Annotated in this window: 23 protein-coding genes; 7 read left to right on the top strand and 16 right to left on the bottom strand. The window is 71.9% G+C overall.

The window, feature by feature from the left end; all coding sequences use genetic code 11:
- Positions 1 to 170 precede the first annotated feature (170 nt).
- Entirely contained in the window at positions 171 to 1,673 is a 1,503-nt protein-coding gene (locus tag O7602_RS04365; RefSeq protein ID WP_281586938.1) for an aldehyde dehydrogenase family protein, read from the top strand.
- A 36-nt stretch (positions 1,674 to 1,709) separates the two neighbouring features.
- Here the strand turns inward: O7602_RS04365 and nucS are convergent, their stop codons facing one another.
- The gene (gene nucS, locus O7602_RS04360) at positions 1,710 to 2,369 is read right to left on the bottom strand and encodes an endonuclease NucS (RefSeq protein WP_281586937.1); all 660 of its coding nucleotides are present in this window, start codon (positions 2,367 to 2,369) and stop codon (positions 1,710 to 1,712) included.
- A 71-nt stretch (positions 2,370 to 2,440) separates the two neighbouring features.
- Between nucS and O7602_RS04355 the strand changes: the two genes are divergently transcribed.
- A complete protein-coding gene (locus O7602_RS04355; protein ID WP_281586936.1) occupies positions 2,441 to 3,058 on the top strand; it encodes a DUF4126 domain-containing protein in 618 nt (205 codons plus the stop codon).
- A 13-nt stretch (positions 3,059 to 3,071) separates the two neighbouring features.
- Here O7602_RS04355 and O7602_RS04350 read toward each other — a convergent pair whose 3' ends face one another.
- The 5 genes from O7602_RS04350 to O7602_RS04330 form a co-directional block, all read right to left on the bottom strand.
- Positions 3,072 to 3,368: a DUF1540 domain-containing protein gene (locus O7602_RS04350; RefSeq protein WP_281586935.1), complete on the bottom strand. Its 297-nt coding sequence runs from the start codon at positions 3,366 to 3,368 to the stop codon at positions 3,072 to 3,074.
- 119 nt (positions 3,369 to 3,487) lie between these two features.
- Entirely contained in the window at positions 3,488 to 5,482 is a 1,995-nt protein-coding gene (locus tag O7602_RS04345; protein WP_281586934.1) for a protein meaA, read from the bottom strand.
- Between the two features lie 112 nt (positions 5,483 to 5,594).
- A complete protein-coding gene (locus tag O7602_RS04340; protein ID WP_281586933.1) occupies positions 5,595 to 7,748 on the bottom strand; it encodes an FtsX-like permease family protein in 2,154 nt (717 codons plus the stop codon).
- Positions 7,745 to 8,425: an ABC transporter ATP-binding protein gene (locus O7602_RS04335; protein ID WP_281586932.1), complete on the bottom strand. Its 681-nt coding sequence runs from the start codon at positions 8,423 to 8,425 to the stop codon at positions 7,745 to 7,747. The genes O7602_RS04340 and O7602_RS04335 overlap by 4 nt, the downstream gene beginning before the upstream one ends.
- The gene (locus O7602_RS04330) at positions 8,422 to 8,946 is read right to left on the bottom strand and encodes a PadR family transcriptional regulator (protein WP_281586931.1); all 525 of its coding nucleotides are present in this window, start codon (positions 8,944 to 8,946) and stop codon (positions 8,422 to 8,424) included. Before O7602_RS04330 ends, O7602_RS04335 begins: the two co-directional genes overlap by 4 nt.
- Positions 8,947 to 9,031: 85 nt before the next feature.
- Between O7602_RS04330 and O7602_RS04325 the strand changes: the two genes are divergently transcribed.
- The 3 genes from O7602_RS04325 to O7602_RS04315 all read left to right on the top strand — a co-directional run bounded on the left by O7602_RS04325 (position 9,032) and on the right by O7602_RS04315 (position 11,614).
- Positions 9,032 to 9,877 (top strand): ABC transporter ATP-binding protein, encoded by an 846-nt coding sequence (locus tag O7602_RS04325; RefSeq protein WP_281586930.1) that lies wholly within the window; start codon positions 9,032 to 9,034, stop codon positions 9,875 to 9,877.
- Entirely contained in the window at positions 9,877 to 10,722 is an 846-nt protein-coding gene (locus O7602_RS04320) for an ABC transporter permease (RefSeq protein WP_281586929.1), read from the top strand. The genes O7602_RS04325 and O7602_RS04320 overlap by 1 nt, the downstream gene beginning before the upstream one ends.
- Before the next feature lie 82 nt (positions 10,723 to 10,804).
- The gene (locus tag O7602_RS04315; protein ID WP_281586928.1) at positions 10,805 to 11,614 is read left to right on the top strand and encodes an alpha/beta hydrolase-fold protein; all 810 of its coding nucleotides are present in this window, start codon (positions 10,805 to 10,807) and stop codon (positions 11,612 to 11,614) included.
- A gap of 23 nt (positions 11,615 to 11,637) precedes the next feature.
- Here the strand turns inward: O7602_RS04315 and O7602_RS04310 are convergent, their stop codons facing one another.
- Complete coding sequence (locus O7602_RS04310; RefSeq protein ID WP_281586927.1) at positions 11,638 to 12,486, bottom strand: 3-hydroxyacyl-CoA dehydrogenase family protein; 849 nt, start codon at positions 12,484 to 12,486, stop codon at positions 11,638 to 11,640.
- 67 nt (positions 12,487 to 12,553) lie between these two features.
- Positions 12,554 to 13,984, bottom strand: a complete 1,431-nt coding sequence (gene murA / locus O7602_RS04305) for a UDP-N-acetylglucosamine 1-carboxyvinyltransferase (protein WP_281586926.1) — start codon at positions 13,982 to 13,984, stop codon at positions 12,554 to 12,556.
- Here murA and O7602_RS04300 point away from each other — a divergent pair.
- Together O7602_RS04300 and O7602_RS04295 are read left to right on the top strand one after the other, a co-directional pair.
- Positions 13,983 to 14,555: a cob(I)yrinic acid a,c-diamide adenosyltransferase gene (locus O7602_RS04300; protein WP_281586925.1), complete on the top strand. Its 573-nt coding sequence runs from the start codon at positions 13,983 to 13,985 to the stop codon at positions 14,553 to 14,555. The two genes, murA and O7602_RS04300, sit on opposite strands and share 2 nt — an antisense overlap.
- Complete coding sequence (locus O7602_RS04295) at positions 14,531 to 14,950, top strand: VOC family protein (RefSeq protein WP_281586924.1); 420 nt, start codon at positions 14,531 to 14,533, stop codon at positions 14,948 to 14,950. Before O7602_RS04300 ends, O7602_RS04295 begins: the two co-directional genes overlap by 25 nt.
- A 535-nt stretch (positions 14,951 to 15,485) precedes the next feature.
- Here the strand turns inward: O7602_RS04295 and O7602_RS04290 are convergent.
- The 8 genes from O7602_RS04290 to O7602_RS04255 form a co-directional block, all read right to left on the bottom strand.
- Entirely contained in the window at positions 15,486 to 15,941 is a 456-nt protein-coding gene (locus O7602_RS04290; protein WP_281586923.1) for a DUF2550 domain-containing protein, read from the bottom strand.
- Positions 15,942 to 15,953: 12 nt separating this feature from the next.
- Positions 15,954 to 16,232, bottom strand: a complete 279-nt coding sequence (locus O7602_RS04285) for a F0F1 ATP synthase subunit epsilon (protein WP_047893558.1) — start codon at positions 16,230 to 16,232, stop codon at positions 15,954 to 15,956.
- A gap of 108 nt (positions 16,233 to 16,340) precedes the next feature.
- A complete protein-coding gene (locus O7602_RS04280; RefSeq protein ID WP_281586922.1) occupies positions 16,341 to 17,483 on the bottom strand; it encodes an LCP family protein in 1,143 nt (380 codons plus the stop codon).
- Between the two features lie 215 nt (positions 17,484 to 17,698).
- Positions 17,699 to 19,144 (bottom strand): F0F1 ATP synthase subunit beta, encoded by a 1,446-nt coding sequence (atpD, locus tag O7602_RS04275; protein ID WP_281586921.1) that lies wholly within the window; start codon positions 19,142 to 19,144, stop codon positions 17,699 to 17,701.
- Positions 19,144 to 20,073, bottom strand: coding sequence for a F0F1 ATP synthase subunit gamma (locus O7602_RS04270; protein WP_281586920.1), 930 nt, complete (start codon positions 20,071 to 20,073; stop codon positions 19,144 to 19,146). The genes atpD and O7602_RS04270 overlap by 1 nt, the downstream gene beginning before the upstream one ends.
- A 4-nt stretch (positions 20,074 to 20,077) precedes the next feature.
- Positions 20,078 to 21,730 (bottom strand): F0F1 ATP synthase subunit alpha, encoded by a 1,653-nt coding sequence (gene atpA, locus O7602_RS04265; RefSeq protein WP_281586919.1) that lies wholly within the window; start codon positions 21,728 to 21,730, stop codon positions 20,078 to 20,080.
- A gap of 86 nt (positions 21,731 to 21,816) precedes the next feature.
- Complete coding sequence (locus tag O7602_RS04260; RefSeq protein ID WP_281586918.1) at positions 21,817 to 22,638, bottom strand: F0F1 ATP synthase subunit delta; 822 nt, start codon at positions 22,636 to 22,638, stop codon at positions 21,817 to 21,819.
- On the bottom strand, positions 22,638 to 23,177 hold the full coding sequence (locus O7602_RS04255; protein WP_281590114.1) for a F0F1 ATP synthase subunit B: 540 nt from the start codon (positions 23,175 to 23,177) through the stop codon (positions 22,638 to 22,640). The genes O7602_RS04260 and O7602_RS04255 overlap by 1 nt, the downstream gene beginning before the upstream one ends.
- Positions 23,178 to 23,203: the final 26 nt, after the last annotated feature.

Raw genomic sequence — 23,203 nt, 5'->3', positions numbered from 1 at the left:
CCGCGTGGTCACCCCCGTGACCCCGGCCGGTCATCTCCCGTTCGCCGTTCGGGTGGGCGGGAAGGGCGCGATCGGCTATCACATGCGTCGATATGACGACCGTCGGTACGACCTGCTTGCGCGGCCCGCGACACCTACCAGTGAGTAACGTTCGGGTTTACACTGCGGCCATGACCAGTGTGCATGTCCCCGGAACCCCGCTCATCGAGGCCGGTCGACTGGTGTCGACCAGCCCGGCGACCGGCGCGGAGGCCGGGCGGCTCCCGGTGGCGACCGAGGCGGACGTGCGCGCCACCGTCGACCGGGCCCGCGCCGCCGCCGACTGGTGGGCCGGGCTCGGCTTCACCGGCCGCCGGGACCGGCTCCAGCGCTGGCGCGGCGTGCTGGCCCGGCGCATCGAGGAGCTGGCCGACCTGATGCACCTTGAGAGCGGCAAACCGGTCGGCGACGCGGTGGTGGAGGTCCTCACCGCGCTGGAGCACATCGACTGGGCCGCCCGCAACGCGCGGCGGGTGCTCGGGCCCCGGCGGGTCCGCTCCCGGCTGATCCTCGCCGAGTTCACCGGCCACCTCGAATACCAGCCGTACGGGGTGGTCGGCGTGATCGGCCCGTGGAACTATCCGGTGTTCACCCCGATCGGCTCCGCCGCGTACGCGCTGGCCGCCGGCAACGCGGTGGTGTTCAAGCCGAGCGAGTACACCCCGGCCGTGGGCCAGTGGCTTGTCGACCGGTTCGCCGAGGTGGTGCCGGAGCAGCAGGTGTTCCAGGCGGTGCACGGGCTGGGCGACGTCGGCGCGGCGCTGTGCCGCTCCGGGGTGGCGAAGGTGGCCTTCACCGGCTCGACCGCCACCGCGAAGAAGGTCATGGCGGCCTGCGCCGAGACGCTCACCCCGGTGCTGCTGGAGGCCGGCGGCAAGGACGCCATGATCGTGGACGCGGACGCCGACCTGGACGCCGCCGCCGACGCGGCCGTGTGGGGCGGGCTGACCAACGCCGGGCAGACCTGCATCGGCATCGAGCGGGTCTACGCGGTCGACCAGGTCTTCGACGCCTTCGTCGACAGGGTGACGGCGCGGGCCGGCCGGTTGACCGTCGGCGCCGACGGGGCCGACCTCGGCCCGATCACCATGCCGGCCCAGATCGACGTCATCCGCCGGCACATCGACGACGCGGTCGCCCGGGGCGGCCGGGCGGTGCTCGGCGGCCCGGAGGCGGTCCAACCGCCGTACGTGCACCCGACCGTGCTCGTCGACGTGCCGGAGGACTCGACCGCCGTACGCGAGGAGACGTTCGGCCCGACGCTCACCGTCAACCGGGTCCGCGACGTCGACGAGGCCGTCGAGCGCGCCAACGCGCTGCCGTACGGCCTCGGGGGTTCGGTCTTCGGCCGGGCGCGGGCGGTGGCCGTGGCGCGGCGGCTGCGCTCCGGGATGGCCTCGGTCAACTCGGCGCTCACCTTCGCCGGCATGTCGACGCTGCCGTTCGGCGGGACCGGCGAGTCCGGCTTCGGCCGGATCCACGGTGAGGACGGGTTGCGCGAGTTCGGCCGGGCCAAGGCGGTCACCCGACGTCGGGCGCGCTCGCTGCTGCCGGCCATGACGTTCGAGCGCACCCCGGCCGACGTCGCGCGCCTGGTCAGGGTGGCCAAGCTGATGTACGGCCGGGGGCGCTGACCGGTCGGGTCACCGGCGACGCCGAGCGGCCCCGGCTCAGAACAGCGTCAGCTCGTCGCGTTCGATGCCACGCAGCTTGTCGTAGTCGACCACCACGCAGCGGATGCCGCGGTCGGTGGCGAGCACCCGCGCCTGCGGCTTGATCTCCTGCGCCGCGAACACGCCGGTGACCGGCGCGAGCAGCGGATCGCGGTTCATCAGCTCCAGATAGCGGGTGAGCTGCTCCACGCCGTCGATCTCGCCGCGCCGCTTCACCTCGACCGCGACCGCGCCGGCGTTGGCGTCCCGGCAGAGCAGGTCGACCGGGCCGATCGCGGTCATGTACTCCCGCCGGACCAGGGTGAAGCCCTCCCCCAGCGTCGTCGGGTTGGCGGCGAGCAACTCCTGGAGGTGCGCCTCCACGCCGTCCTTGCGCAGGCCGGGGTCGAGGCCCAGCTCGTACGAGGTGTCCTGGAAGATCTCCTCCAGGGTGATGCGCAGCTCCTCGCCGGCCTTGTTGACCACCCGCCACACGCCGGGGGCCTCCTCCAGCCGGCACGGCGGGCTCATCCAGTTCAACGGCTTGTAGGCCCGGTCGTCCGCGTGGATCGACACCGAGCCGTCCGCCTTCACCATGAGCAGCCGGGTGGCCGGCGGCAGGTGGGCCGAGAGTCGTCCGACATAGTCCACCGAGCACTTCGCAATGACCAACCGCACCCGACGAGGGTAGCCGAGCCCTCGGCCGGCGCCGACGAGCGCCACTGGCGTACCGGTGCCATATTGAGATCGTGCTCGAAGTCCTCACCGGTTCCGGCCTGGCCGCCTCGGCGGGCCTCAACGCCTACATCCCGCTGATGCTGATGGGCCTGCTGGCCCGCTACACCGACCTGATCGAGCTGCCGAGCGGCTGGCAGTGGCTCGGCAACGGCTGGGTGCTGCTGATCCTCGCCGTCCTGCTCGCGGTCGAGGTGGTCGCCGACAAGGTGCCGGTGGTGGACCATGTGAACGACGTGGTGCAGACGGTGGTCCGGCCGACCGCGGGCGGCCTGGCCTTCGGCGCCGGCTCCGGCGCGGAGACGGTCACGGTCAGCGACCCGGACACGTTCTTCTCCACCCACCAGTGGGTGCCGGTGGTCGTCGGCGTGCTCATCGCGCTCGGCGTGCACCTGCTCAAGGCCGCCGCCCGGCCGGTCGTCAACGCGGCCACGGCCGGCTTCGGCGCACCTGTGGCCAGCACCGCCGAGGACGCCACGAGCGTGGTCATGTCGGTGGCGGCGATCCTGCTGCCGGTGCTGGTGCTGGTGTTCGCGGTCGGCCTGGTGGCCTTCGTGGCGTGGTTGTTCCGCCGCCGCTCCGACCGGCGTCGGGAACGCGCCGCGGCCCGCGCCGCCGGGTTCCGCGTCTGAGCCTGCCCCGGCTTCAGCGACTGCGGTAGGTCATGCAGTCGGCCATGTCCATGTCCGGGCCGACGGTGATGGCGGGGGCGTGGCACTCCAGGTCGGAGTTGTGCTGGCAGTCGGCACGTGAGCAGGCGCCCACCTGGGCGGTCAGCTGCTCGATGCCGCCGCGCACCGGCATGTCCACGTAGGTGTGGCAGTGCGCGTGGTCGCTGCTGCCGATCGTGATGGCGAAGGCGTGGCAGTCGTTCGTGTGGTTGTAGGCGCAGGACCGGACGGCGCACTCCTGGACCCGGGGCATCTCCATCGACGCGGTCATCTTTCCGCCCTTTCGTGGTTTCTTGCCCCCACTTTAGGCTTTTGCACGCGCTGCCGGGGCGGATCCGGTGTTAAGCGGGGGCCCCGCCTCTACCGAATGCGTTAAGCGGGGCCCCCTCCTTACATCCGGTCGCGGATGACGGTGACCAGCTCGTCGATGATGCCGGTGAGCGCGAAGTCCTTCGGCGTGAACACCCGCGCCACCCCGGCGGCGAGCAGCGCCCGCGCGTCGGCCGGCGGGATGATGCCGCCCACCACCACCGGCAGGTCACCCCGCCCGGCGGCGCGCAGCCCGGCCAGCACCGCCGGCACGGCGGCCAGGTGCGAGCCGGAGAGCACGGAGAGGCCGACCAGGTCGACGTCCTCTTCCACGGCGGCGGCCACGATCTGCCCGGCGGTCAGCCGGATGCCCTGGTAGACCACCTCGAAGCCGGCGTCGCGGGCGCGTACCGCGATCTGCTCGGCGCCGTTGGAGTGCCCGTCCAGCCCCGGCTTGCCGACCAGCAGGCGCAGCCGGCCGGTGCCCAGTTCGCGGGCGGTGGCGGCGACCCGCTCGCGGACCGCGGCGAGGCCCGGGTCGCCGCCCGCCCCGGCCGCGCCGGCCAGCCCGGTCGGCGCCCGGTACTCGCCGAAGACCCGGCGCAGCGCGCCCGCCCACTCCCCCGTGGTCACTCCCGCGGCCACGCAGGCGAGCGTCGCCGGCATCAGGTTCGTCGTGGTCGCGGCGTCCGCGCGCAGCCGGTCCAGCGCGGCGTCCACGGCCACCGCGTCCCGGCGGATCCGCCACTCGCGTACGCCGGCCGCGGCGGTCGCCTCGACGGCCGGGTCCACCTGCTCGATCGCCTCGGCGCCGGCCGCGGTCAGCGGGGACGGCTCGGTCTCGGTGAACCGGTTGACGCCGATCACCACGTCCGCGCCGGACTCCATCCGCCGGCGGCGGTCGGCGAGCGAGGCGACGAGTGCGCTCTTGAGGTAGCCGGACTCCACGGCGGTCACCACGCCGCCCATCTCCAGTACCTTGTCCAGCTCGACCCGGGCGCCGGTCACGATGTCGTCGACGAGCGCGGTCATCACGTGCGAGCCGTCGAACAGGTCGGGATAGTCGAGCAGGTCCGACTCGTACGCCAGGACCTGCTGCATGCGCAGCGACCACTGCTGGTCCCACGGGCGGGGCAGGCCGAGCGCCTCGTTCCAGGCGGGCAGTTGCACGGCGCGGGCCCGGGCGTCCCGGGAGAGCGTGACGCCGAGCATCTCCAGCACGATCCGCTGGATGTTGTTCTCCGGCTGCGCCTCGGTCAGGCCCAGCGAGTTGACCTGCACGCCGTAACGGAACCGGCGCTGCTTCGCCTCGGTCACGCCGTACCGGTCGCGGGTGATCTCGTCCCAGAGCGCGCCGAACGCGCGCATCTTGGCGATCTCCTCGACGAAGCGCACCCCGGCGTTGACGAAGAAGGAGATCCGCTGGACCACGTCACCCATCCGCTCGGCCGGCACCTGGCCGGAGTCGCGCACGGTGTCCAGCACGGCGACGGCGGTGGCGAGCGCGAACCCGACCTCCTGCACCGGCGTCGCGCCGGCCTCCTGGAGGTGGTACGAGCAGATGTTCACCGGGTTCCACCGCGGCATCTCCCGCAGCGTGTACGCGACCACGTCGGCGGTCAGCCGCAGCGACGCGGCCGGCGGGAAGATGTAGGTCCCCCGGGACAGGTATTCCTTGATGATGTCGTTCTGCGTGGTGCCGGCGCAGCGGCGCAGGTCGGCGCCCTGCTCGGCGGCGGCCGTGCCGTAGAGGGCAAGCATCCACATGGCCGGCGCGTTGATCGTCATCGAGGTGTTCATCTCGGCCAGCGGGATGCCGTCGACGAGCGCACGCATGTCGCCGAGGTGCGCCACCGGCACACCGACCCGGCCCACCTCGCCGGCGGCCAGCTCGTGGTCGGGGTCGTATCCGGTCTGGGTGGGCAGGTCGAACGCGACCGACAGCCCGGTCTGCCCCTTCGCCAGGTTGCGGCGGAAGAGCGCGTTGGAGGCCGCGGCGGAGGAGTGCCCGGCGTACGTGCGCATCACCCACGGGCGGTCCCGCTCCGGCAGGCGTCCCGGCATCACGTCGTCCATGGCCGGAGTCTAAGTTACCGTTCAGTAAAAGAGGCTGTGCAAAACCACACAGTTGGATGGCTGCACCGGTGGGCCGACCGGGGCTCCGGGTGTGGTCGGCCAACCTGGCGGATCACTCGCTCCGGGCGGTCTGCGGACCGGTGACGCGTTGCAGCAGCGGCAGCGTGGCGGCGATGACGGCGAGGCAGCCGAGCAGCCCGACGGCCACCACGGCGGCGAACCCGACCCCGGGCAGGCGCAGTTCGTAGTGCATCTGCGCGCGCAGGAACAGGTGCGCGGCGATCAGTCCCATCCCGACCGCGACCGCGGCGACGGTCAGCATCGGCACCGCGCTCTCCAGCACCACCACCCGGCGCAGCAGCCGCACCGGCGCGCCGCTGAGCCGCAGCAGGCTGAACGGCCGCTTCCGCTCGCTGAGACCGGCCGCCACGGCGACCGCCAGGCTGCACCCGGCGAGCGCCAGGCTGGACACCACGACCACGTCGGCCAACCGCTGCCAGCCCCGCATGGTGTCGGCGAAGTCGGCCTCGAAGTCGCCCGGTACGTTCGGGGCCACCACGAAGGCGGGGACCGCGCGTTCGATGACGGTCCGGGCCCGCTCGACGGCCGCCGCGCCGTCCGCGTCCACCGCCACCGAATCCGCCGGCAGCCCCGACAGGGCGGCCGGGTCGACAGTGGACGCCGGCCAGATCCGGTCCGCCGAGGCGGACTCCCGCCAGGGGATCAGGCCCGGTGCCACCTCGGCCACGGCCACCCCCGGCGCACAGCGCCCGTAGGCGGGTGGGATGTCCGCGCAAGCGATCACGCCGGGCTCGTGTCCGAGGTCGCGCACCGGGTTCTGCCGGACCACCACCGGATTGTGCACGCCGGGAACCGTGGCCAGGTCGGTCAGCAGCGCGGCGGGCACCGGCGCGTCGTTCACCAGATTGAACGACAGCCGACCGGCCTCCAGCGAACCTCGGGGGGCCGGGCCGCGCTCGGCGGCGATCGTGCCCATCACACCGACCGCCACGGTCGTCACGAAGAGCGCGAGCATCACCCCGCTGACCGCCCGGAAACCGGCGGCCGGGTTGTCGGCGAGCCGGCGGGCGGCGATCAGCGCCGCCGGCCGGCGCGCCCGGGCGGCCATCGCCCGCGCGCCGACCATGGTCAGCCAGGGCCCGCCGGTGACCAGCCCGGTCATCACCAGCAGCAGGGCGGGCAGGAAGAGCGCGGTCTGGCCGTCGCCGGTCTCGGGCCGGTAGAGCAGGCCGAGGCCCAGCCCGGCGAAACCGAGCACGAGCGGGATCAACCGGTACGCCCGCGGCGGCCTCGGTGTGACCCGCCGGGTGACGCCGAGCGGGGAGATCCGCACCCGGCGCAACGCCACCCGGGCGGCGACCGCCGCGCCCACCGGCACGCCGAGCGCCACCAGCAGCACGTCCGGCGCGCCGAGGGCGAGGTCGTCGGGAAAGTACGGCATGCCGGTGAACGGGATCCCGGCGAGCTGCCGGCGGAACGCGAGGAAGAGCGCGAAGCCGACCGCGACGCCTGCCGCCGCCGCGAGGGTGGCCTCCACGGCCGCGACCACCGAGATCTGTCGTGGGGTGGCGCCGACCAGGCGCATCGCGGCGAAGCGCTGCTCCCGGCGGGCAGCGCCGAGCCGGGTCGCGGTGCCGATGAAGATGAGGACGGGGAAGAGCAGCCCACCGACCACCACACCGAGGATGAGGTCGATCGCGGTCTCCGGTAACGGCGCCTCGTTGCCGTCCACCCGGGTGACCTTCCGGACCCGGTCCAGCGCGCCCACCTGCTCCGGGGTGCCGCCGACGAGGATGAGCAGCGTGTCCGGCGAGGTGAGCGCCGCCGGACCGACGGTTCCGAGATCGCGGCCGGGATAGCGGTCGGCGAGCTGGTCCGCCGGGGTGGTGGCCAGCAGCTTCCGCAGCGCCGGGGAGGCGTACCACTCGCCGGGGCCGGGCACCCGGGGGACGCCGACCGGGGTGGGCGCGGTCGGACCGGTCGCGGCGACGTCGACGCGGGCGATCTGCGCGCCGTGGAAGTAGTCGGTCCGGGTCGACCAGAGCAGCGGGTCGGCGGCGCCGCCCGCCGTCTCCTGCGGATACATCGCGGCGTACCGGCCGAGCTGGGCGTTCGTGGCGTGCACGCCGGCCACGGTGGTGAGCAGCAGCCCAGTGCCGATCGCGACGGCGGCGGCGACGGCGGCCAGCCGGACGAGCGCCTCCCGGCCGCCCGCGACGGCCAGGCGCAGCGCGAGCGCGATCACGAGGCGACCCCGGCCGGCGCGTTGATCCGGCCGTCGCGCACCACGACCTCCCGGTCGGCGTACGCGGCGACCCGCGGTTCGTGGGTGACCAGGACGACGGTGGTGCCCTGGTCCCGGGCGGTGTCGACGAGCAGGTCCATCACCTCCTCGCCGGTGAGCGAGTCGAGCGCGCCGGTGGGCTCGTCGGCGAAGAGCACCTGCGGCCGGGCGACCAGGCCACGGGCCAGCGCCACGCGTTGGGCCTGCCCACCGGAGAGTTCGCCGGAGCGCCGGTGCTCCAGGCCGCCCAGCCCGAGCCGCTCGAACCAGGCGCGGGCGGACCGTAGCGCCGGGGCGCGTCGGACGCCGCCGAGCAGCAGCGGCAACGCGACGTTCTCCGCCGCGGTGAGTTCCGGGACGAGCTGGCCGAACTGGAAGACGAACCCGAAGCGGTCGCGGCGCAACGCGCTCCGCTCCGCCTCGCCGAGCGCGTCGAGTCGCACGTCACCGATCCGGACCTCGCCGGAGTCGGGCACCAGGATGCCGGCCAGGCAGTGCAGCAGCGTCGACTTGCCGGAGCCGCTGGGGCCCATCACGGCGACGATCTCACCGGCCTCGACGGCGAGGCTCGCGCCGCGCAGGGCCGGGGTGTCGCCGAACGAGAACGTGACGTCCCGGGCCTCGATGGTCACGGTCATCGCCGTACCGCCTTCCGTAGCGCGTCCAGTCGGGCGCCGGCCGTCTCGATCCATCGCAGGTCGGCCTCCAGGTGGTAGAGGCCGTGGTCGGCGAGCATCACGTCGACGAGCCCGCCGGCCCGCTTGACCTCGGTCAGCTCGCGCATCCGGCGCAGGTGCGCGGCGCGCTGGGTGTCGAGGTATTCCTCGGCCGGGCGGCCCAGCATGAGGGCGAGCACGACCTTGGCGAACAGCACGGTCTGGAGGTGTGGTTCCGGTTCGACCGGCTCGGTCAGCCAGTGCTCCACCTCGGTGGCGCCCCGGTCGGTGATGACGTAGCGCTTGCGGTCGGGGCCGGAGCCGGGCTCGACGTCGCTGACCACCACCTTTCCGTCCCGGGCCAGCCGGCTGAGCGTCGAGTAGACCTGCCCGTAGGGCAACGGCTTGCCGCGCCCGAAGAAGGTGTCGTAGTCGCGTTTCAGGTCGTAGCCGTGGCTGGGCTCGCGTTCGAGCAGGCCGAGCAGGGTCAGGGGCACCGTCATGGGCCGAGACTACACCGGGTGTATACCCCGCGTATATAGTGAACCCGGGACCGCGGCGGGTGGCGGCAGGACGCACACTTGAGGCATGGACCAGCAGCTCGCGATCTCCGTACGGGGACTGCGCAAGACGTACGGCGACAACGTCGCGGTGGCCGGGGTGGACCTGGACGTCCACCGGGGAGAGGTGTTCGCCCTGCTCGGCCCGAACGGCGCGGGCAAGACCACCACGGTGGAGATCCTGGAGGGCTACCGGCACCGCGACGCCGGCGAGGTCCGGGTGCTCGGCGTCGACCCGGCTTCACCGGACGCCACCTGGCGCGCGAAGGTCGGCATCGTGCTCCAGGGCACCGGCGAGTTCGACGAGCTGACCGTCGGCGAGGTGGTCCGGCACTTCTCCGGCTTCTATCCGGACGCCGACGACCCGGCCAAGGTGGTCGAGCGGGTCGGGCTGGGCGCCAAGGCCAAGGCCCGTACGCACACGCTCTCCGGCGGGCAGAAGCGCCGCCTGGACGTGGCTTTGGGCATCGTCGGCCGCCCCGAGCTGCTCTTCCTCGACGAGCCGACCACCGGCTTCGACCCGGAGGCCCGGCGCGAGTTCTGGGAGCTGATCCGGGACCTCTCCGCCGCCGGCACCACGATCGTGCTCACCACGCACTACCTGGACGAGGCCGAGGCGCTCGCCGACCGGGTCGGCGTGATCGCCGCCGGGCGGGTGATCGAGGTCGCGCCGCCGAACGCGCTGGGCAATCGGCAGGAGTCGCTGGCGACCGTCTCCTGGCGTACCCCGGACGGGCTGGCCGAGTCGGCGGAGACCGCGACGCCGACGGCGCTGGTGGCCGAGCTGGCCGCGCGGTTCGGCGGCGAGGTGCCCGGCCTGGCCGTGCGCCGGCCCACCCTGGAAGACGTCTACCTGCGGATGATCGGACACTGATGACCACCACGACGAAGCCGGCGGCCCCGGTCGCCGCCGCGCCGACCCGGCGGCCCGGCGCGGGCGCGCTGGCGCTGCGCCAGGGCCGGCTGGAGATCACCCAGTTCCTGCGCAGCCGGGAGTCCGTCGTCTTCACGATGGGCTTCCCGATCATCATGATCCTGATCTTCGCGGCGATCTTCAGTGACGAGATCGCCCCGGGCGTCAGCTACACGCAATACTTCATCACCGGCATGATCGCGACCGGCCTGATGACGGTGAGCTTCCAGAACCTCGGCATCTGGATCCCGATCGAGCGGGACCGGGGCGTGCTCAAGCGCTACCGGGGCACGCCGATGCCGAAGTGGGTCTGGTTCGCCGGCAAGGTGCTCATGGTGGTGGCGATCGGCATCGCCGAGACCGCACTGCTGCTCGCCGTGTCGGTGGCGCTGTTCGACCTCGACCTGCCGCAGACCGCCGCCAAGTGGCTGACGTTCGGCTGGGTCGCCGTCCTCGGCGTCACCGCCTGCACGCTGTGCGGCATCGCCATCTCGTCGCTGGCCCGCACCGCCCGCAGCGGCTCGGCCGTGGTCACCCCGGTCGCGCTGGTCCTCCAGTTCATCTCCGGCGTGTTCTTCGTCTTCACCAGCCTGCCGACCTGGATGCAGCAGGTCGCCGCGCTCTTCCCGCTCAAGTGGATGTGCCAGGGGCTGCGCTCGGTGTTCCTGCCGGACAGCTTCGGCGGCCAGGAGCCGGGCGGCTCGTTCGAGCTGGGCCGGGTGGCGCTGGTGCTGGGCGCATGGTGCGTGATCGGCCTGCTGCTGTGCCTGACCACCTTCCGCTGGACGACGCGCCGCGACGGTTGAGGTGGTAAGGCGGGGCCCCTTCTTAACGCCTGGCGTAGAGGAAGGGGCCCCGCTTAACACCCGGGGTGGCACACTGCCCGGCATGGGACGCACGCTGAGCCGGCGGACGCTGCTCACCGCCGCCGGAGGGGTCGCCGGCGCCGGGCTGGTCGGCGGGCTGGCCGCCCGGCAACTGTCCGAGCCCCGCCCCGGGCCGGGGCCCGCCCTGCCGGACGCGCCGGCCGGCGACGAGCGGCTGATCCGCATCGCCTCCGGCGCCCGCGGCCGGGAGGTGGACCTCTGGACCGCCGTGCCCGAGGGGTACGGCGACGGCCGCGGCCTGCCCGTCTGCCTGGTGCTGCACGGCGCCTCGGCCACCCCGCGCGACTACGGCCGGTTCGGCCTGGCCCGCTTCCTCACCGACGCGGTACGCCGTGGCACCCCGCCGTTCGCGCTCGCCGGCGCGACAGGTGGCCGGCTCTCCTGGCGCCGCAGCGGCGACGACGACCCGCAGCGGATGGTGCGCGAGGAGGTGCCCGCCTGGTGCGCCCGACGCGGCTTCGACACCAGCCGGATGGCCGTCTGGGGCTGGTCGATGGGGGGCTTCGGGGCGCTGCTGCTCGCCGAGGCGTACCCGAAATGGCTGCGGATGGCCGCGGCCTTCTCCCCCGCGGTGCGCCCCGGCGACGCGGTCTTCACCGGCGTCGACAAGCTACGCGGCACCCCGGTCGGGCTCTGGTGCGGCCGGCAGGACAACTTCCTCGCCGACGTCCGCGCGCTCGCCCGGGAACTGCCCGAGAAGCCGGTGCGCGCAGCCTGGGCCGATGGGCGGCACAACTTCGGCTACTGGGGCACCGTCATCCCCGACGCGTTCGCGCTGCTCGGCGCCGCGCTCACCCCGCCCCGGACGTGAGTCGTCCGGGGCGGTAGCCGCGCTCAGTACGGGTAGAAGCCCTGCCCGGTCTTGCGGCCCAGGTCACCGGCGGTGGCCATGCGCTGGAGCAGCTCCGGCGGGAAGAACTTCTCGTCGGCGGTGTCGGTGTAGATGTTGCGGGTGGCGTTGAGCAGCACGTCCACGCCGGTCAGGTCGACCGTGGCCAGCGGGCCCATGGCGTGCCCGAAGCCGAGCTTGCAGGCGGTGTCCAGGTCCTCGGCGGAGATCACGCCGGACTCGACGAGCTTGACCGCCTCCATCGCCAGGGCGCAGATCAGCCGGGTGGTGACGAAGCCGGCGATGTCCCGGTTGACCACCACGACGGTCTTGCCGATCTCCTCGGCGAAACCCCGGGCGGCGTCCATCGTCGCGTCGCTCGTCTTGTAGCCCCGGACCAGCTCGCAGAGCTTCATCATCGGCACCGGGGAGAAGAAGTGGGTGCCGACCACCGACTCCGGACGCTGCGTGGCGGTGGCGATCTGGGTGACCGGGATGGCCGAGGTGTTGGTGGCAAGCACCGCGTCCGCCTTGCAGATCTTGTCCAGCGCGCGGAACACCTCGTGCTTGATCTCGATCTTCTCGAACACGGCCTCGACCACGATGTCCGCGTCGGCCGCCGCCTCCAGTTCGGTGGTCGGGGTGATCCGGCTCAGCGTCGCCTCGACGTCGGACGCCTCGATCTTGCCCTTCTCGGCGAACTTCGCCAGCGACTTCCGGATGCCGTCGACGCCCCGCTCCGTGGCCGCGTCGTCCACGTCGCGCAGCGTCACCTGCCAGCCCGCCTGCGCCGCGACCTGGGCGATGCCCGAGCCCATCAGCCCGGCACCGACGACCGCCAGTCGACCCGCCATCTGCTTCTCCCTCGCCCGTGGTTCTCCACTGTCCTGGAGAACCCTACTTAACGAGGGATAAGGAGCGTCAGATGGCCAGGTCCGGTTCCTCCGGCGCGGTGCCCCGCTCCACCTCGACGCCGAGCGCACGCAGGTCCGCCACGAAGTCCGGGTAACCCCGGTCGACGTGGTGCACGTGCGACACCTCGGTGACCCCGTCCGCGCAGAGCCCGGCGATGATCAGGCCGGCGCCGGCCCGGATGTCGGTGGCGCGCACCGGCGCGCCGGAGAGCCGCTCCCGGCCGCACACCAGGGCGTGGTGACCATCGGTACGGATCTCCGCGCCGAGCCGCATCATCTCGTTGGCGAACATGAACCGGCCGTCGAAGATGTTCTCCGTGATCAGGGAGCCACCCTCGCTGACCGCGGCCAGCCCGATCGCCATCGGCAACAGGTCGGTGGCGAACCCCGGGAAGGGCAACGTGACCACGTCCACCGCCGCCGGCCGGTCGTCCATCCGTACCCGGAAGGTGTCACCGCGCGTCTCCACCAGGCCGCCGGCCGCGACCAGCTTGTCCAGCGCGACCGCCAGGTACGCCGGGTCCAGGCCGGTCACGGTGACGTCGCCCCGGGTCATCGCCGCGGCGAACGCCCAGGTGCCGGCGACGATCCGGTCCCCCACCGTGGCGTGCCGCACCGGGCGCAGGCCGGGCACGCCGACGATGCGCAGCGTCGACGTGCCGGCCCCTTCGATCCGGGCGCCCATCCGGCTCAGCATGGTGCAGATGTCGACGATCTCCGGCTCCCGGGCCGCGTTGTCGATCGTCGTGCCGCCCCGGGCCAGCACGGCCGCCATCACCAGGTTCTCGGTCGCGCCGACGCTCGGGAAGTCCAGCACGATGTCCGCGCCGTGCAGCCCGTCCGGCGCCTCGGCGATGACGAACCCGTGCTCGCCGGAGATCTCCGCGCCCATCCGGGCCAGCCCGGCGATGTGCATGTCCAGGCCGCGCGAGCCGATGGCGTCGCCGCCGGGGTGGGCCACCCGCACGTGCCCGCGGCGGGCCAGCAACGGGCCGAGCACACAGATCGAGGCACGCAGCCGGCGGACCAACTCGTAGTCGGCCTCCGCGCCGGGCCGCTCCGGCACGTCGATGACGACCGAGCGGGACCGTTCCTTGCCGCCGCGGGCCACCATCGGGTCGACCGGGTCGTCCGGGCCGAAGCGTACGCCGCAGCCGAGCCGCCGCAGCACCTCACCCATGATCGCGATGTCGGTGATCCGGGGCACGTTGGTGATCACGCTGCGGCCGGGCGCGAGCAGCGCGGCGGCCATCAGCTTCAACGCCGAGTTCTTCGCGCCCACCACGTGCACGGTGCCGGCCAGCCGGGCCTCCCCCCGTACCCGGATGACGTCGACGTCGCTGACCGCCGGGTCGCCGGCGTCACCCGGCCCCACCGCGGTCGGCCGGTCCGGCCGCACCGGGATGGTCAGGTCCGGTATCCGTAGGCTGTGCGTCATGGCCGTCCACCTCACGCGCATCTACACCAAGGCCGGCGACGCCGGCATGACCAGGCTGAGCAACAACGAGCAGGTGCCGAAGACCGATCCACGGATCGTCGCGTACGCGGACGTCGACGAGTGCAACGCCTCCATCGGCGTCGCCCTCGCCCTCGGGCAGCTCCCCGACGACCTGCGTACCGTGCTGGAAACCGTGCAGAACGACATGTTCGACGTCGGAGCGGACCTGGCGACGCCGGTGGAGCCGGACCCGGCGTACCCGCCGCTGCGGGTCACCGAGGAGTACGTCGAGCGCCTCGAAGGCTGGTGCGACGAGTACAACGCGCGCCTGAGCAAGCTCGACTCCTTCATCCTCCCCGGCGGCACCGCGGGCGCGGCACTGCTGCACGTGGCACGGACGACCGCCCGGCGCGCCGAGCGTGCGGCATGGGCGCTCGTCACGGTCGACCCCGACCGGACCAGCACCCTCCCGGCAAAGTATCTCAACCGGCTCTCCGATCTGCTTTTCATCCTGTCAAGAACGGCCAATCCGGGCGGAGACGTGCTATGGGTGCCGGGCGGGAAACGCTGACCGCCGGCGGCCTGCACCACGTGGAGGTCTGGGTACCCGACCTGGCGGCGGCCAGACGTGCCTGGGGCTGGCTTCTCGGCGAGCTGGGCTGGACGCCGTACCAGGACTGGCCGGCCGGCCGGTCCTGGCGGCACGGGCCCACCTACCTGGTGCTGGAGGAGTCGCCGGCGCTCGCCGGCCGCGTCCACGACCGGCTCGCGCCGGGCCTCAACCATTTGGCCTTCCACGCCGGCCCGCCGGCCGCCGTCGACCGTCTGGTCGCCGCCGCCCCCGAGCACGGCTGGGCGTTGCTCTTCCCGGACCGGCATCCGCACGCCGGCGGCCCGGACAGCTACGCCGCCTACCTCACCGACAACCAGGGGTACGAGGTCGAGCTGGTCGCCTCGGTCGGTTAAGGAGGGGCCCCCGCTTAACGCCTCCGGTAGAGGAAGGGGCCCCGCTTAACACGAGGGTGTGCAAGCACCGACAGGCGCTCAGAGAAGTCCTCGCGGGGATCCGGCTGCTCCGCGGGGGCGGTGCCTCACCGCGGGCGCGGGAAGAATGCGCGGGGGCAGGACGGCGACGCTGCGCCAGCCCTCCTCGGTCGGTCACCGGATACAACGCCCCGCCCCCCGCGCCCACCACCCCCGAACCGGACACTTCACCCAACCGGTCGCACACCACCGACCCACCCACACGCCGCAGACGTCCATAACGCTCCACCCACGCCCCACTCGGCCCACGACTGGAGCGCTGTGGACGTCTCCGGCCCCCCGAGACGTCCACAGCGCTCCACTCGCGCCCCCGCTCGGCCGATGATGGGTGTGGCGCCGCAGACGGCGGAGTGGGGTGCTATGGGTGTGTTCGGGGGGGCGACCACACATCACTCGCGTCATCGCCAAGCCGTTTCCACCCGAAGGCGACAGAGCGTGCTGACAACCCGACCGGGCGTCAGGCGGCGGGCCAGTCCTGCGAGGCCATACGCGGCGAGACCGCCCCCGGAGGGGCGGCCTCGAGCCAGGAGAGGAAGCCGGTGACCGTGGATCGCGCCATGGCGATCTCGACCGGGGCGTGGTGACTGGTACAGCGCAGGATCACCCAGTCCGACGGCATCGAGAGGCGCTCCTGCCCCTCCGGCAGCCGGCGTCGCTCCACCGCCAGCCCCTTGCGGGAGAGCACCCGTTTCGGGCGCAGCGCGAAGCTGAACATGCGGTACCACCGGAGCTGGTCACCGACGAAGCGACCGAAGCCGGGCGACCAACCGCGACCGTCGAGCATGGTGGTGACCCGGACGCTCAGCCGGATGATGCCCCCGCTACGGGTGAACAGGGCCCGCCGAATGAAGAGGATCAGGAGCGCGACGACGACTATCGCGACGCCGACTCCGATCCCTTCCACGATCTCCATCGGCGGGTCGGCTCAGCGGGCCGGGGTGGCCGGGGTGGCACTCTCGGCGAGGACTGTCACGCCCTCACCGGTCACCGACAGGAAGCCGCCGGCGACGTCGTACGCGACCTGCTGGCCGCCGGCCTGCTTGATGCGGACCTGGCTGGGCTCCGCGAGCTGGCCGAGCAACGGCGCGTGCCCCGGCAGCACACCGAGCTCACCCTCGGTCGTCCGGGCGACGACCATCTCGGCCTCACCGGTCCAGACCTTCTCCTCGACGGCTACGAGCTCGACGTGAAGCTGCTGTGCCACGCTGTCTCCTTGCTGCGGCGGCGGATTGCCGAAAGTCTAGTCGCGGGCTCACCGCCCGCCCACGGCGGGTGGTGAGAGCCGGACCACGTCGTACCGCACCCGCTCAGGCTAATTGCTCTTCTGCTTGAAGTCGGGGTGCTCCAGCAGGAACGCGTCGAGCTGGTCGGCGCGCAGGGCGGCGAAGAAGTCGTCGGCCGGGTCCAACAGCTGCTCACCCCGGTAGGCGCTGCCGCTTCCGATCGGGGCGCCGGGCAGCTTGATCGTCTCGATCGAGTCGGAGCGGATGTCCTTCAGGGCGAGGCCGAAGTCGACGACGCTGTTGCCCCGGCCGTTGAAGATCAGCGACTGCCCGGCCGCGCGGAGCACCCGGTCCAGCTTGATCGGGTTGGCCACCACGTCGGCGCCGAACGCCTGGCTCACCATCGCCTTGACGAACTGCTGCTGGTGCCGCTGCCGGCCGTAGTCCGCGTCCGGCACGCCGTTCTTCGGGTAGCGCTGCCGGACGTAGTCCAGCGCCTGCCAGCCGTTGAGGTGGGCGTTGCCCTTCTCGTACCGCGCCTGCGGGCCGAGGTAGCCGCCGCCACCGGGCTTGAGCTGGCGGGGCGAGCCGTCCGGCTGGAGGTGTTCGGACTTGACGTCGCGTTCGATGTACATGTCGACGCCGCCCATGGCGTCGACGATCTTCTTGAACCCGCTGAAGTTGATGATCGCGCCGGCGTCGAACCGCTTGATGCCGGTGACCTCCTGGACGGTCTTGGCGAGCAGCTCGAAGCCCTGCGCGGCGCTCGGGTCCTTGCCCGGCACGTTGCTGCCGTGCGACATGGCGGCGTTGATCCGGTCGTTGCCACCGCGGTAGTCGGCCTTCGCGAAGGCCGGGATGTCCACCCGCAGGTCACGCGGGAGGGAGAAGAGATAGCCCCGGTCCATGCCGGCCGGCACGTGCAGGACCATGATCGAGTCGGAGAGCGGCCGGGTCCTCGGATTGCGGGGGTCGATGCCGACAAGCAGGATGTTGAGCGGGCCCTTGATGTCGCTCTTCTTCTCGGTGGCGCCGGCGGCCTGCTCGCCGAAGAGGTCGCCCTTGCCGACCGCTCCCTCGTAGCGCGCCACGAGTGTGTTGTAGCCCACGAGCACCGAGCCGCTGAGCACCATCATGACGATCCCGATGATCGTGCACAGTCGGGCCCATCGCGGCACGCCACGCCACAGGGACCGCCTGCCGCGATCCGCGCCGCCCTTACCCACGAGCATCTCCAATCGTCGCGCCCACGAAGAGAAGACGGGCGCGGGGGTCCGTTTCGTTGCAGAGATCAACGACCGTGATGCGAATTCGTGTCACGAACGGTACCGCGCCCTCCCGCGAACCGCCCGCCCGCGATCCGGACCTCGGGTAGGTGAACGGCCTGGAACAGGCGAAGGCCGCCCAGACGAAATGTCGGGGCGGCCTCCGTGGTGTGAGCGGGCTCTCAGCCCTCCTCACCCATCAGCTCCTCGGCCTTGGCCTTGAGGTCCTCCAGGCCGCCGCACATGAAGAACGCCTGCTCCGGGAAGTGGTCGAACTCCCCCTCGCTGATCCGGCGGAAGGCGTCGATGGTCTCCGAAATCGGGACCGTCGAGCCGGGGACGCCGGTGAACTGCTCGGCCGCGTACGTGTTCTGCGAGAGGAACCGCTCGATCCGGCGGGCGCGGCCGACGGTGAGCTTGTCCTCCTCGGAGAGCTCCTCGATGCCGAGGATCGCGATGATGTCCTGCAGGTCCTTGTAGCGCTGCAGGATCCGCTTCACCTCGGTGGCGACGGCGAAGTGGTCCTCGCCGACGAACTCCGGGGCGAGGATCCGGGACGAGGACGCCAGCGGGTCCACCGCCGGGTAGATGCCCTTGTCGGAGATCGACCGCTCCAGGTTGGTGGTCGCGTCGAGGTGGGCGAACGTGGTGGCCGGCGCCGGGTCGGTGTAGTCGTCGGCGGGCACGTAGATCGCCTGCATCGAGGTGATGGCCTGACCCCGGACGGAGGTGATCCGCTCCTGGAGCTCGCCCATCTCGTCGGCCAGGGTCGGCTGGTAACCCACGGCGCTCGGCATGCGGCCGAGCAGCGTGGAGACCTCGGAACCAGCCTGGGTGAAGCGGAAGATGTTGTCGATGAAGAGCAGCACCTCCTGCTTCTTCACGTCGCGGAAGTATTCCGCCATGGTGAGCGCGGAGAGCGCCACCCGCAGCCGGGTGCCCGGCGGCTCGTCCATCTGGCCGTAGACGAGCGCGGTCTTGTCGATGACGCCGGACTCGGTCATCTCGGCGATGAGGTCGTTGCCCTCGCGGGTGCGCTCACCCACGCCGGCGAAGACCGAGGTGCCACCGAAGTTCCGTGCCACCCGGGTGATCATCTCCTGGATGAGCACCGTCTTGCCCACGCCCGCGCCGCCGAACAGGCCGATCTTGCCGCCCTTGACGTACGGGGCGAGCAGGTCGATGACCTTGATGCCGGTCTCCAGCATCTCGGTCTTCGGCTCCAGGTCCGCGAAGGCCGGGGCCTTGCGGTGGATGCCCCACCGGTCGTCGGCGTTGATGGTCTCGCCCTCGGTGAGGTTGAGGCACTCGCCGATCGCGTTGAACACGTGGCCCTTCACCGCGTCGCCCACCGGCACGCTGATCGGCGCGCCGGTGTCCCGGACGTCGGCGCCACGGACCAGGCCGTCGGTCGGCTGCATCGAGATGGCGCGGACCAGGTTGTCCCCCAGGTGCTGGGCGACCTCCAGGGTCAGCGTCTTCTCACCGCCGGAGAGCGTCACGTCGACGTGCAGGGCGTTGAACAGCTCCGGCATGTTGTCGCGCGGGAACTCGGCGTCGACGACCGGGCCGATGACCCGGACCACGCGACCCGTGGCCGTCTTGGTCTCCACTGCGGATACAGTCATCACACTTCACTTCCCGACGCGGCCAGCGCGTTCGCGCCGCCGACGATCTCACTGATCTCCTGGGTGATCCCGGCCTGACGGGCCGAGTTCATCTCGCGCGTGTACTTCTCGATCATCTCTTCGGCGTTGTCGGTGGCGCTCTTCATCGCCCGCCGACGCGCGGCCGACTCACTCGCCGCCGACTCCAGCAACGCCGCGTAGATCCGCGTGTTGATGTACTTCGGCAGCAGCGCGTCGAGCAGCGACTCCGGCTCCGGCTCGAACTCGTACGCCGGCAGCAGACCCTCGGACCGCGGCCGGTCCTCGACCTCCATCGGCCCGATGATCCGGGTGACCGGGTTCTGCGTCATCAGGGACTTGAACTCGGTGTAGACGATGTGCAGCTCGTCCACCCCGAGGATCCCGTCCGCGCCGGCGTGACCGTCCGTGTCGTCCGCGCCGGCGGTGAACGCCTTGATCAGCGTGTCACCGACCTCGCGGGCGTCGTCGAACGACGGCTGCTCGGAGAAGCCCGTCCAGCTGCCGGCGATCTCCCGGCTGCGGAACCGGTAGTACGCCACGCCCTTGCGGCCGATGACGTAGAGCACCGGCTCCTTGCCGTCGGCCCGCAGCCGGGCGATCAGCGACTCGGCGGTCCGGATCGCGTTCGAGCTGTACCCGCCGGCCAGGCCGCGGTCGGCGGTGACCAGCAGGACGCCCGCCCGCCGCACCCGCTCACGCGAGGTGAGCAGCGGGTGGTCGATCCGCGCGTTCGAGGCCAGCGCCGTCAGCACGCCGGTGATCGCCTCGGCGTACGGCAGCGACGCCGCCACCTTGGCCTGGGCCTTGGCGATGCGGCTCGTCGCGACGAGCTCCATCGCCTTGGTGATCTTCTTCATCCCCTTGGCGGAGCGGATCCGCTGCCGGAGAACGCGTACCTGGGCGGCCATCGGATCAGCTCTCGGCCGGGCGGTCGGTGTTGCCGTCGCGGAAGCGCGTCACCGTCTCGCGGCTCTGCTCGCCCTCAAGCGCCTCGGCCGGGGCCTCGTTGATCCGGACCTCGTCCTCCTTGCCCAGGAAGACCTGCTTGAACTCGGCGATGGCCGAGTCCAGCGAGGACGTGATGTCGTCGCCCCACTTGTTGTCCGCGATCGAGGCCAGCACGCCCTCGTGCTTGTGCCGCAGGTACTGGAGGAACTCCGACTCGAAGCGGCGGACCTCGCCGACCGGGACGTCGTCGAGCTTGCCCTCGGTGCCGGCCCACACGGAGACGACCTGCTCGTTCACCGGGTACGGCGAGTAGTTCGGCTGCTTGAGCAGCTCGACCAGCCGGGCGCCCCGGTTGAGCTGGTTCTGCGAGGCCCGGTCCAGGTCGGAGGCGAAGGCGGCGAACGCCTCCAGCTCACGGAACTGGGCGAGGTTCAGCCGCAGCGAGCCGGCGACCTTCTTCATCGGCTTCACCTGCGCGGCGCCACCGACCCGGGAGACCGAGGTGCCGACGTTGATCGCCGGCCGGACGCCCTGGTTGAACAGGTCGGTCTCGAGGAAGATCTGACCGTCGGTGATCGAGATGACGTTGGTCGGGATGAACGCCGAGATGTCGTTCGCCTTGGTCTCGATGATCGGCAGGCCGGTCATCGAGCCGCCGCCCAGCTCGTCGGAGAGCTTCGCGCAGCGCTCCAGCAGCCGGGAGTGCAGGTAGAAGACGTCACCCGGGTACGCCTCACGGCCCGGCGGGCGGCGCAGCAGCAGCGACACGGCCCGGTACGCCTCGGCCTGCTTGCTCAGGTCGTCGAAGACGATCAGGACGTGCTTGCCGCCGTACATCCAGTGCTGCCCGATGGACGAGCCGGTGTAGGGCGCGAGGTACTTGAAGCCGGCCGGGTCGGAGGCCGGGGAGGCGACGATGGTGGTGTATTCCATCGCGCCGGCCTCCTCAAGCGTCCCCTTGATGGAGGCGATGGTGGAGGCCTTCTGGCCGATCGCGACGTAGATGCAGCGGACCTGCTTCGTCGGGTCGCCGGAGCGCCAGTTGTCCCGCTGGTTGAGGATGGCGTCGAGCGCGACCGTGGTCTTGCCGGTCTTCCGGTCGCCGATGATCAGCTGGCGCTGGCCGCGGCCGATCGGGGTCATCGCGTCGACGGCCTTGATGCCGGTCTGCAGCGGCTCGGAGACCGACTGCCGGGCCATCACGTTCGGGGCCTGGAGCTCCAGCTCGCGGTAGCCCTCGTTGGCGATGTCGCCGATGGCGTCGATCGGCTCGCCGAGCGCGTTCACCACGCGGCCGAGGAACGCGTCCCCGACCGGCACGGAGAGCACCCGGCCGGTGCGCTTGACGCGCTGGCCCTCTTCGATTCCGCCGAAGTCACCGAGGACGACGACACCGATCTCCCGGACGTCGAGGTTCAGGGCCACGCCGAGCGTGCCGTCCTCGAACTCCAGGAGCTCGTTGGTCATGGTCGAGGGCAGACCCTCGACGTGGGCGATGCCGTCGCCGGCATCGGCGACGGTGCCGACCTCCTCACGGGAGACGTCGGCCGTGTAGGAGGAGACGTAGCGCTCCAGGGCGCCGCGGATCTCCTCCGTCGAGATGGTCAGCTCGGCCATCCTCTGCTTCCTTAAAGTTCAGGGGCCCGGGGATACCTAGTACCGACCGGTCCGATGGCGTCGAATCAGGGCTGCTAAGACGCTGGTCAGCGCTTTGCGAGCGCGTTGCGGGTCTCGTTGAGGCGGCGCAGGACGGTGCCGTCGTACAGGTCGGAACCGACCCGTACGCGCACCCCGCCGAGCACGTCGGGGTCGACCGTCTGCTTGACGGACACCTCCCGACCGTACATCTCGGTGAGGCGGGCACCGAGGCGTCGCTCCTCCTCGTCGGTGAGCGGAGCCGCCACGGTCACGTACGCGACCTGGCGGTCCCGCCGGTCGGCGGCCAGCTCGACCAGCCGGGTGAGCGCACCGGTGAAGGAGCGTCCCCCGAAGCCGGCGAGCGCGGCCTCGACGAGGCGGACGGTGACCGGGCGGGCCTTGCCGTCGAGCAACTGGCCGGTGAGGCCGGCCCGCCGTTCGGCCGGGGCCATCGGGTCGGAGAGCGTGTTCGACAGCTCGGCGGAGCCGGAGACGACCTGCCCGAAGCGGAACAGCTCGTCCTCGACCTCGCCCAGCTCACCGGCCGAGTCGGCGCTCGCCAGGAGCGCCTCCACGCCGAGCCGCTCGACGCCGTCGAGCAACTCCGACGGGGCCGACCAGCGGCCGGAGACAAGCGACGCGAGCAGGTCGAGCGCGTCCGCGCCGACCTTGCCGCTCAGGATCCCGGTGAGCAGCGCGGACCGGTCCGCCCCCGAGCGCGCCGGGTCGGAGAGCGCCCGGCGCAGCCGCGGCTCGCGCCGCAGCAGGTCGGCGACGGAGAGGATGTCGTCGGCGGTGGAGGCCACCGCCGACGGCTCCGCGCCGCGGACGTACGCGTCGAGGCGCTCGACCCCGGCGGAGTACGACTCCCGGCTGGCGGCCTGCATCAGCGGGCCCCCGTGCTCTCGAGACCGTTCAGGAACCGGTCGACGGTGCCCTTGCGACGCGCCTCGTCGGCGAGCGACTCACCGACGATCTTGCTGGCCAGGTCCACCGCGATGGTGCCCATCTCGGTGCGCAGCTCGCGCACGATGGTGGCCCGCTCGGCCTGGAGCTGCTCCTTGCCGGCGGCGATGACCCGGTCGGACTCCTCGCGTGCCTTGGCGAGGATGTCCTGGCGGATGCCCTCGGCGTCGGCCCGCGCGTCGTCCCGGATCCGGGCGGCGTCGGTACGCGCCTCGGCGAGCTGGGCCCGATATTGCTCGAGCAGCTGGTTGGCCTCGGCCTGCGCGGCCTCGGCGCGCTTGATGCCGCCCTCGATCGCGTCGACCCGGGCCTGGAACGTCTGCTCCATGCGCGGGAAGACGAACTTCATCAGCACGATGCAGAGCACGATGAAGGCGATCCCGCCGACCACGATCTCCTGCCAGACAGGGATGATCGGGTTGTGGGTCGTCTCACCACCCTCAGCGGCGAGGAAGAACATGGAAGACCTCCCGGTCATCAGGGATT

The sequence above is a fragment of the Micromonospora sp. WMMD1128 genome (assembly GCF_027497235.1).
Taxonomy (GTDB): domain Bacteria; phylum Actinomycetota; class Actinomycetes; order Mycobacteriales; family Micromonosporaceae; genus Micromonospora.
This window is presented reverse-complemented; position numbering and strand designations above follow the sequence as displayed.

Bases quoted from the DNA above. Each gene is read 5' to 3' on its own strand.
- O7602_RS04350 (WP_281586935.1), bottom strand. From the start codon at position 3,368: ATGACCGCGTCGATGGAGATGCCCCGGGTCCAGGAGTGCGCCGTCCGG.
- O7602_RS04310 (WP_281586927.1), bottom strand. From the start codon at position 12,486: ATGGCGGGTCGACTGGCGGTCGTCGGTGCCGGGCTGATGGGCTCGGGC.
- O7602_RS04325 (WP_281586930.1), top strand. From the start codon at position 9,032: ATGGACCAGCAGCTCGCGATCTCCGTACGGGGACTGCGCAAGACGTAC.
- O7602_RS04365 (WP_281586938.1), top strand. From the start codon at position 171: ATGACCAGTGTGCATGTCCCCGGAACCCCGCTCATCGAGGCCGGTCGA.
- O7602_RS04255 (WP_281590114.1), bottom strand. From the start codon at position 23,177: ATGTTCTTCCTCGCCGCTGAGGGTGGTGAGACGACCCACAACCCGATC.
- O7602_RS04295 (WP_281586924.1), top strand. From the start codon at position 14,531: ATGGGTGCCGGGCGGGAAACGCTGACCGCCGGCGGCCTGCACCACGTG.
- O7602_RS04290 (WP_281586923.1), bottom strand. From the start codon at position 15,941: ATGGAGATCGTGGAAGGGATCGGAGTCGGCGTCGCGATAGTCGTCGTC.
- atpD (WP_281586921.1), bottom strand. From the start codon at position 19,144: ATGACTGTATCCGCAGTGGAGACCAAGACGGCCACGGGTCGCGTGGTC.
- O7602_RS04300 (WP_281586925.1), top strand. From the start codon at position 13,983: ATGGCCGTCCACCTCACGCGCATCTACACCAAGGCCGGCGACGCCGGC.
- O7602_RS04260 (WP_281586918.1), bottom strand. From the start codon at position 22,638: ATGCAGGCCGCCAGCCGGGAGTCGTACTCCGCCGGGGTCGAGCGCCTC.
- O7602_RS04345 (WP_281586934.1), bottom strand. From the start codon at position 5,482: ATGGACGACGTGATGCCGGGACGCCTGCCGGAGCGGGACCGCCCGTGG.
- atpA (WP_281586919.1), bottom strand. From the start codon at position 21,730: ATGGCCGAGCTGACCATCTCGACGGAGGAGATCCGCGGCGCCCTGGAG.
- O7602_RS04270 (WP_281586920.1), bottom strand. From the start codon at position 20,073: ATGGCCGCCCAGGTACGCGTTCTCCGGCAGCGGATCCGCTCCGCCAAG.
- O7602_RS04320 (WP_281586929.1), top strand. From the start codon at position 9,877: ATGACCACCACGACGAAGCCGGCGGCCCCGGTCGCCGCCGCGCCGACC.
- O7602_RS04280 (WP_281586922.1), bottom strand. From the start codon at position 17,483: ATGCTCGTGGGTAAGGGCGGCGCGGATCGCGGCAGGCGGTCCCTGTGG.
- O7602_RS04330 (WP_281586931.1), bottom strand. From the start codon at position 8,946: ATGACGGTGCCCCTGACCCTGCTCGGCCTGCTCGAACGCGAGCCCAGC.
- O7602_RS04315 (WP_281586928.1), top strand. From the start codon at position 10,805: ATGGGACGCACGCTGAGCCGGCGGACGCTGCTCACCGCCGCCGGAGGG.
- O7602_RS04335 (WP_281586932.1), bottom strand. From the start codon at position 8,425: ATGACCGTGACCATCGAGGCCCGGGACGTCACGTTCTCGTTCGGCGAC.
- murA (WP_281586926.1), bottom strand. From the start codon at position 13,984: ATGACGCACAGCCTACGGATACCGGACCTGACCATCCCGGTGCGGCCG.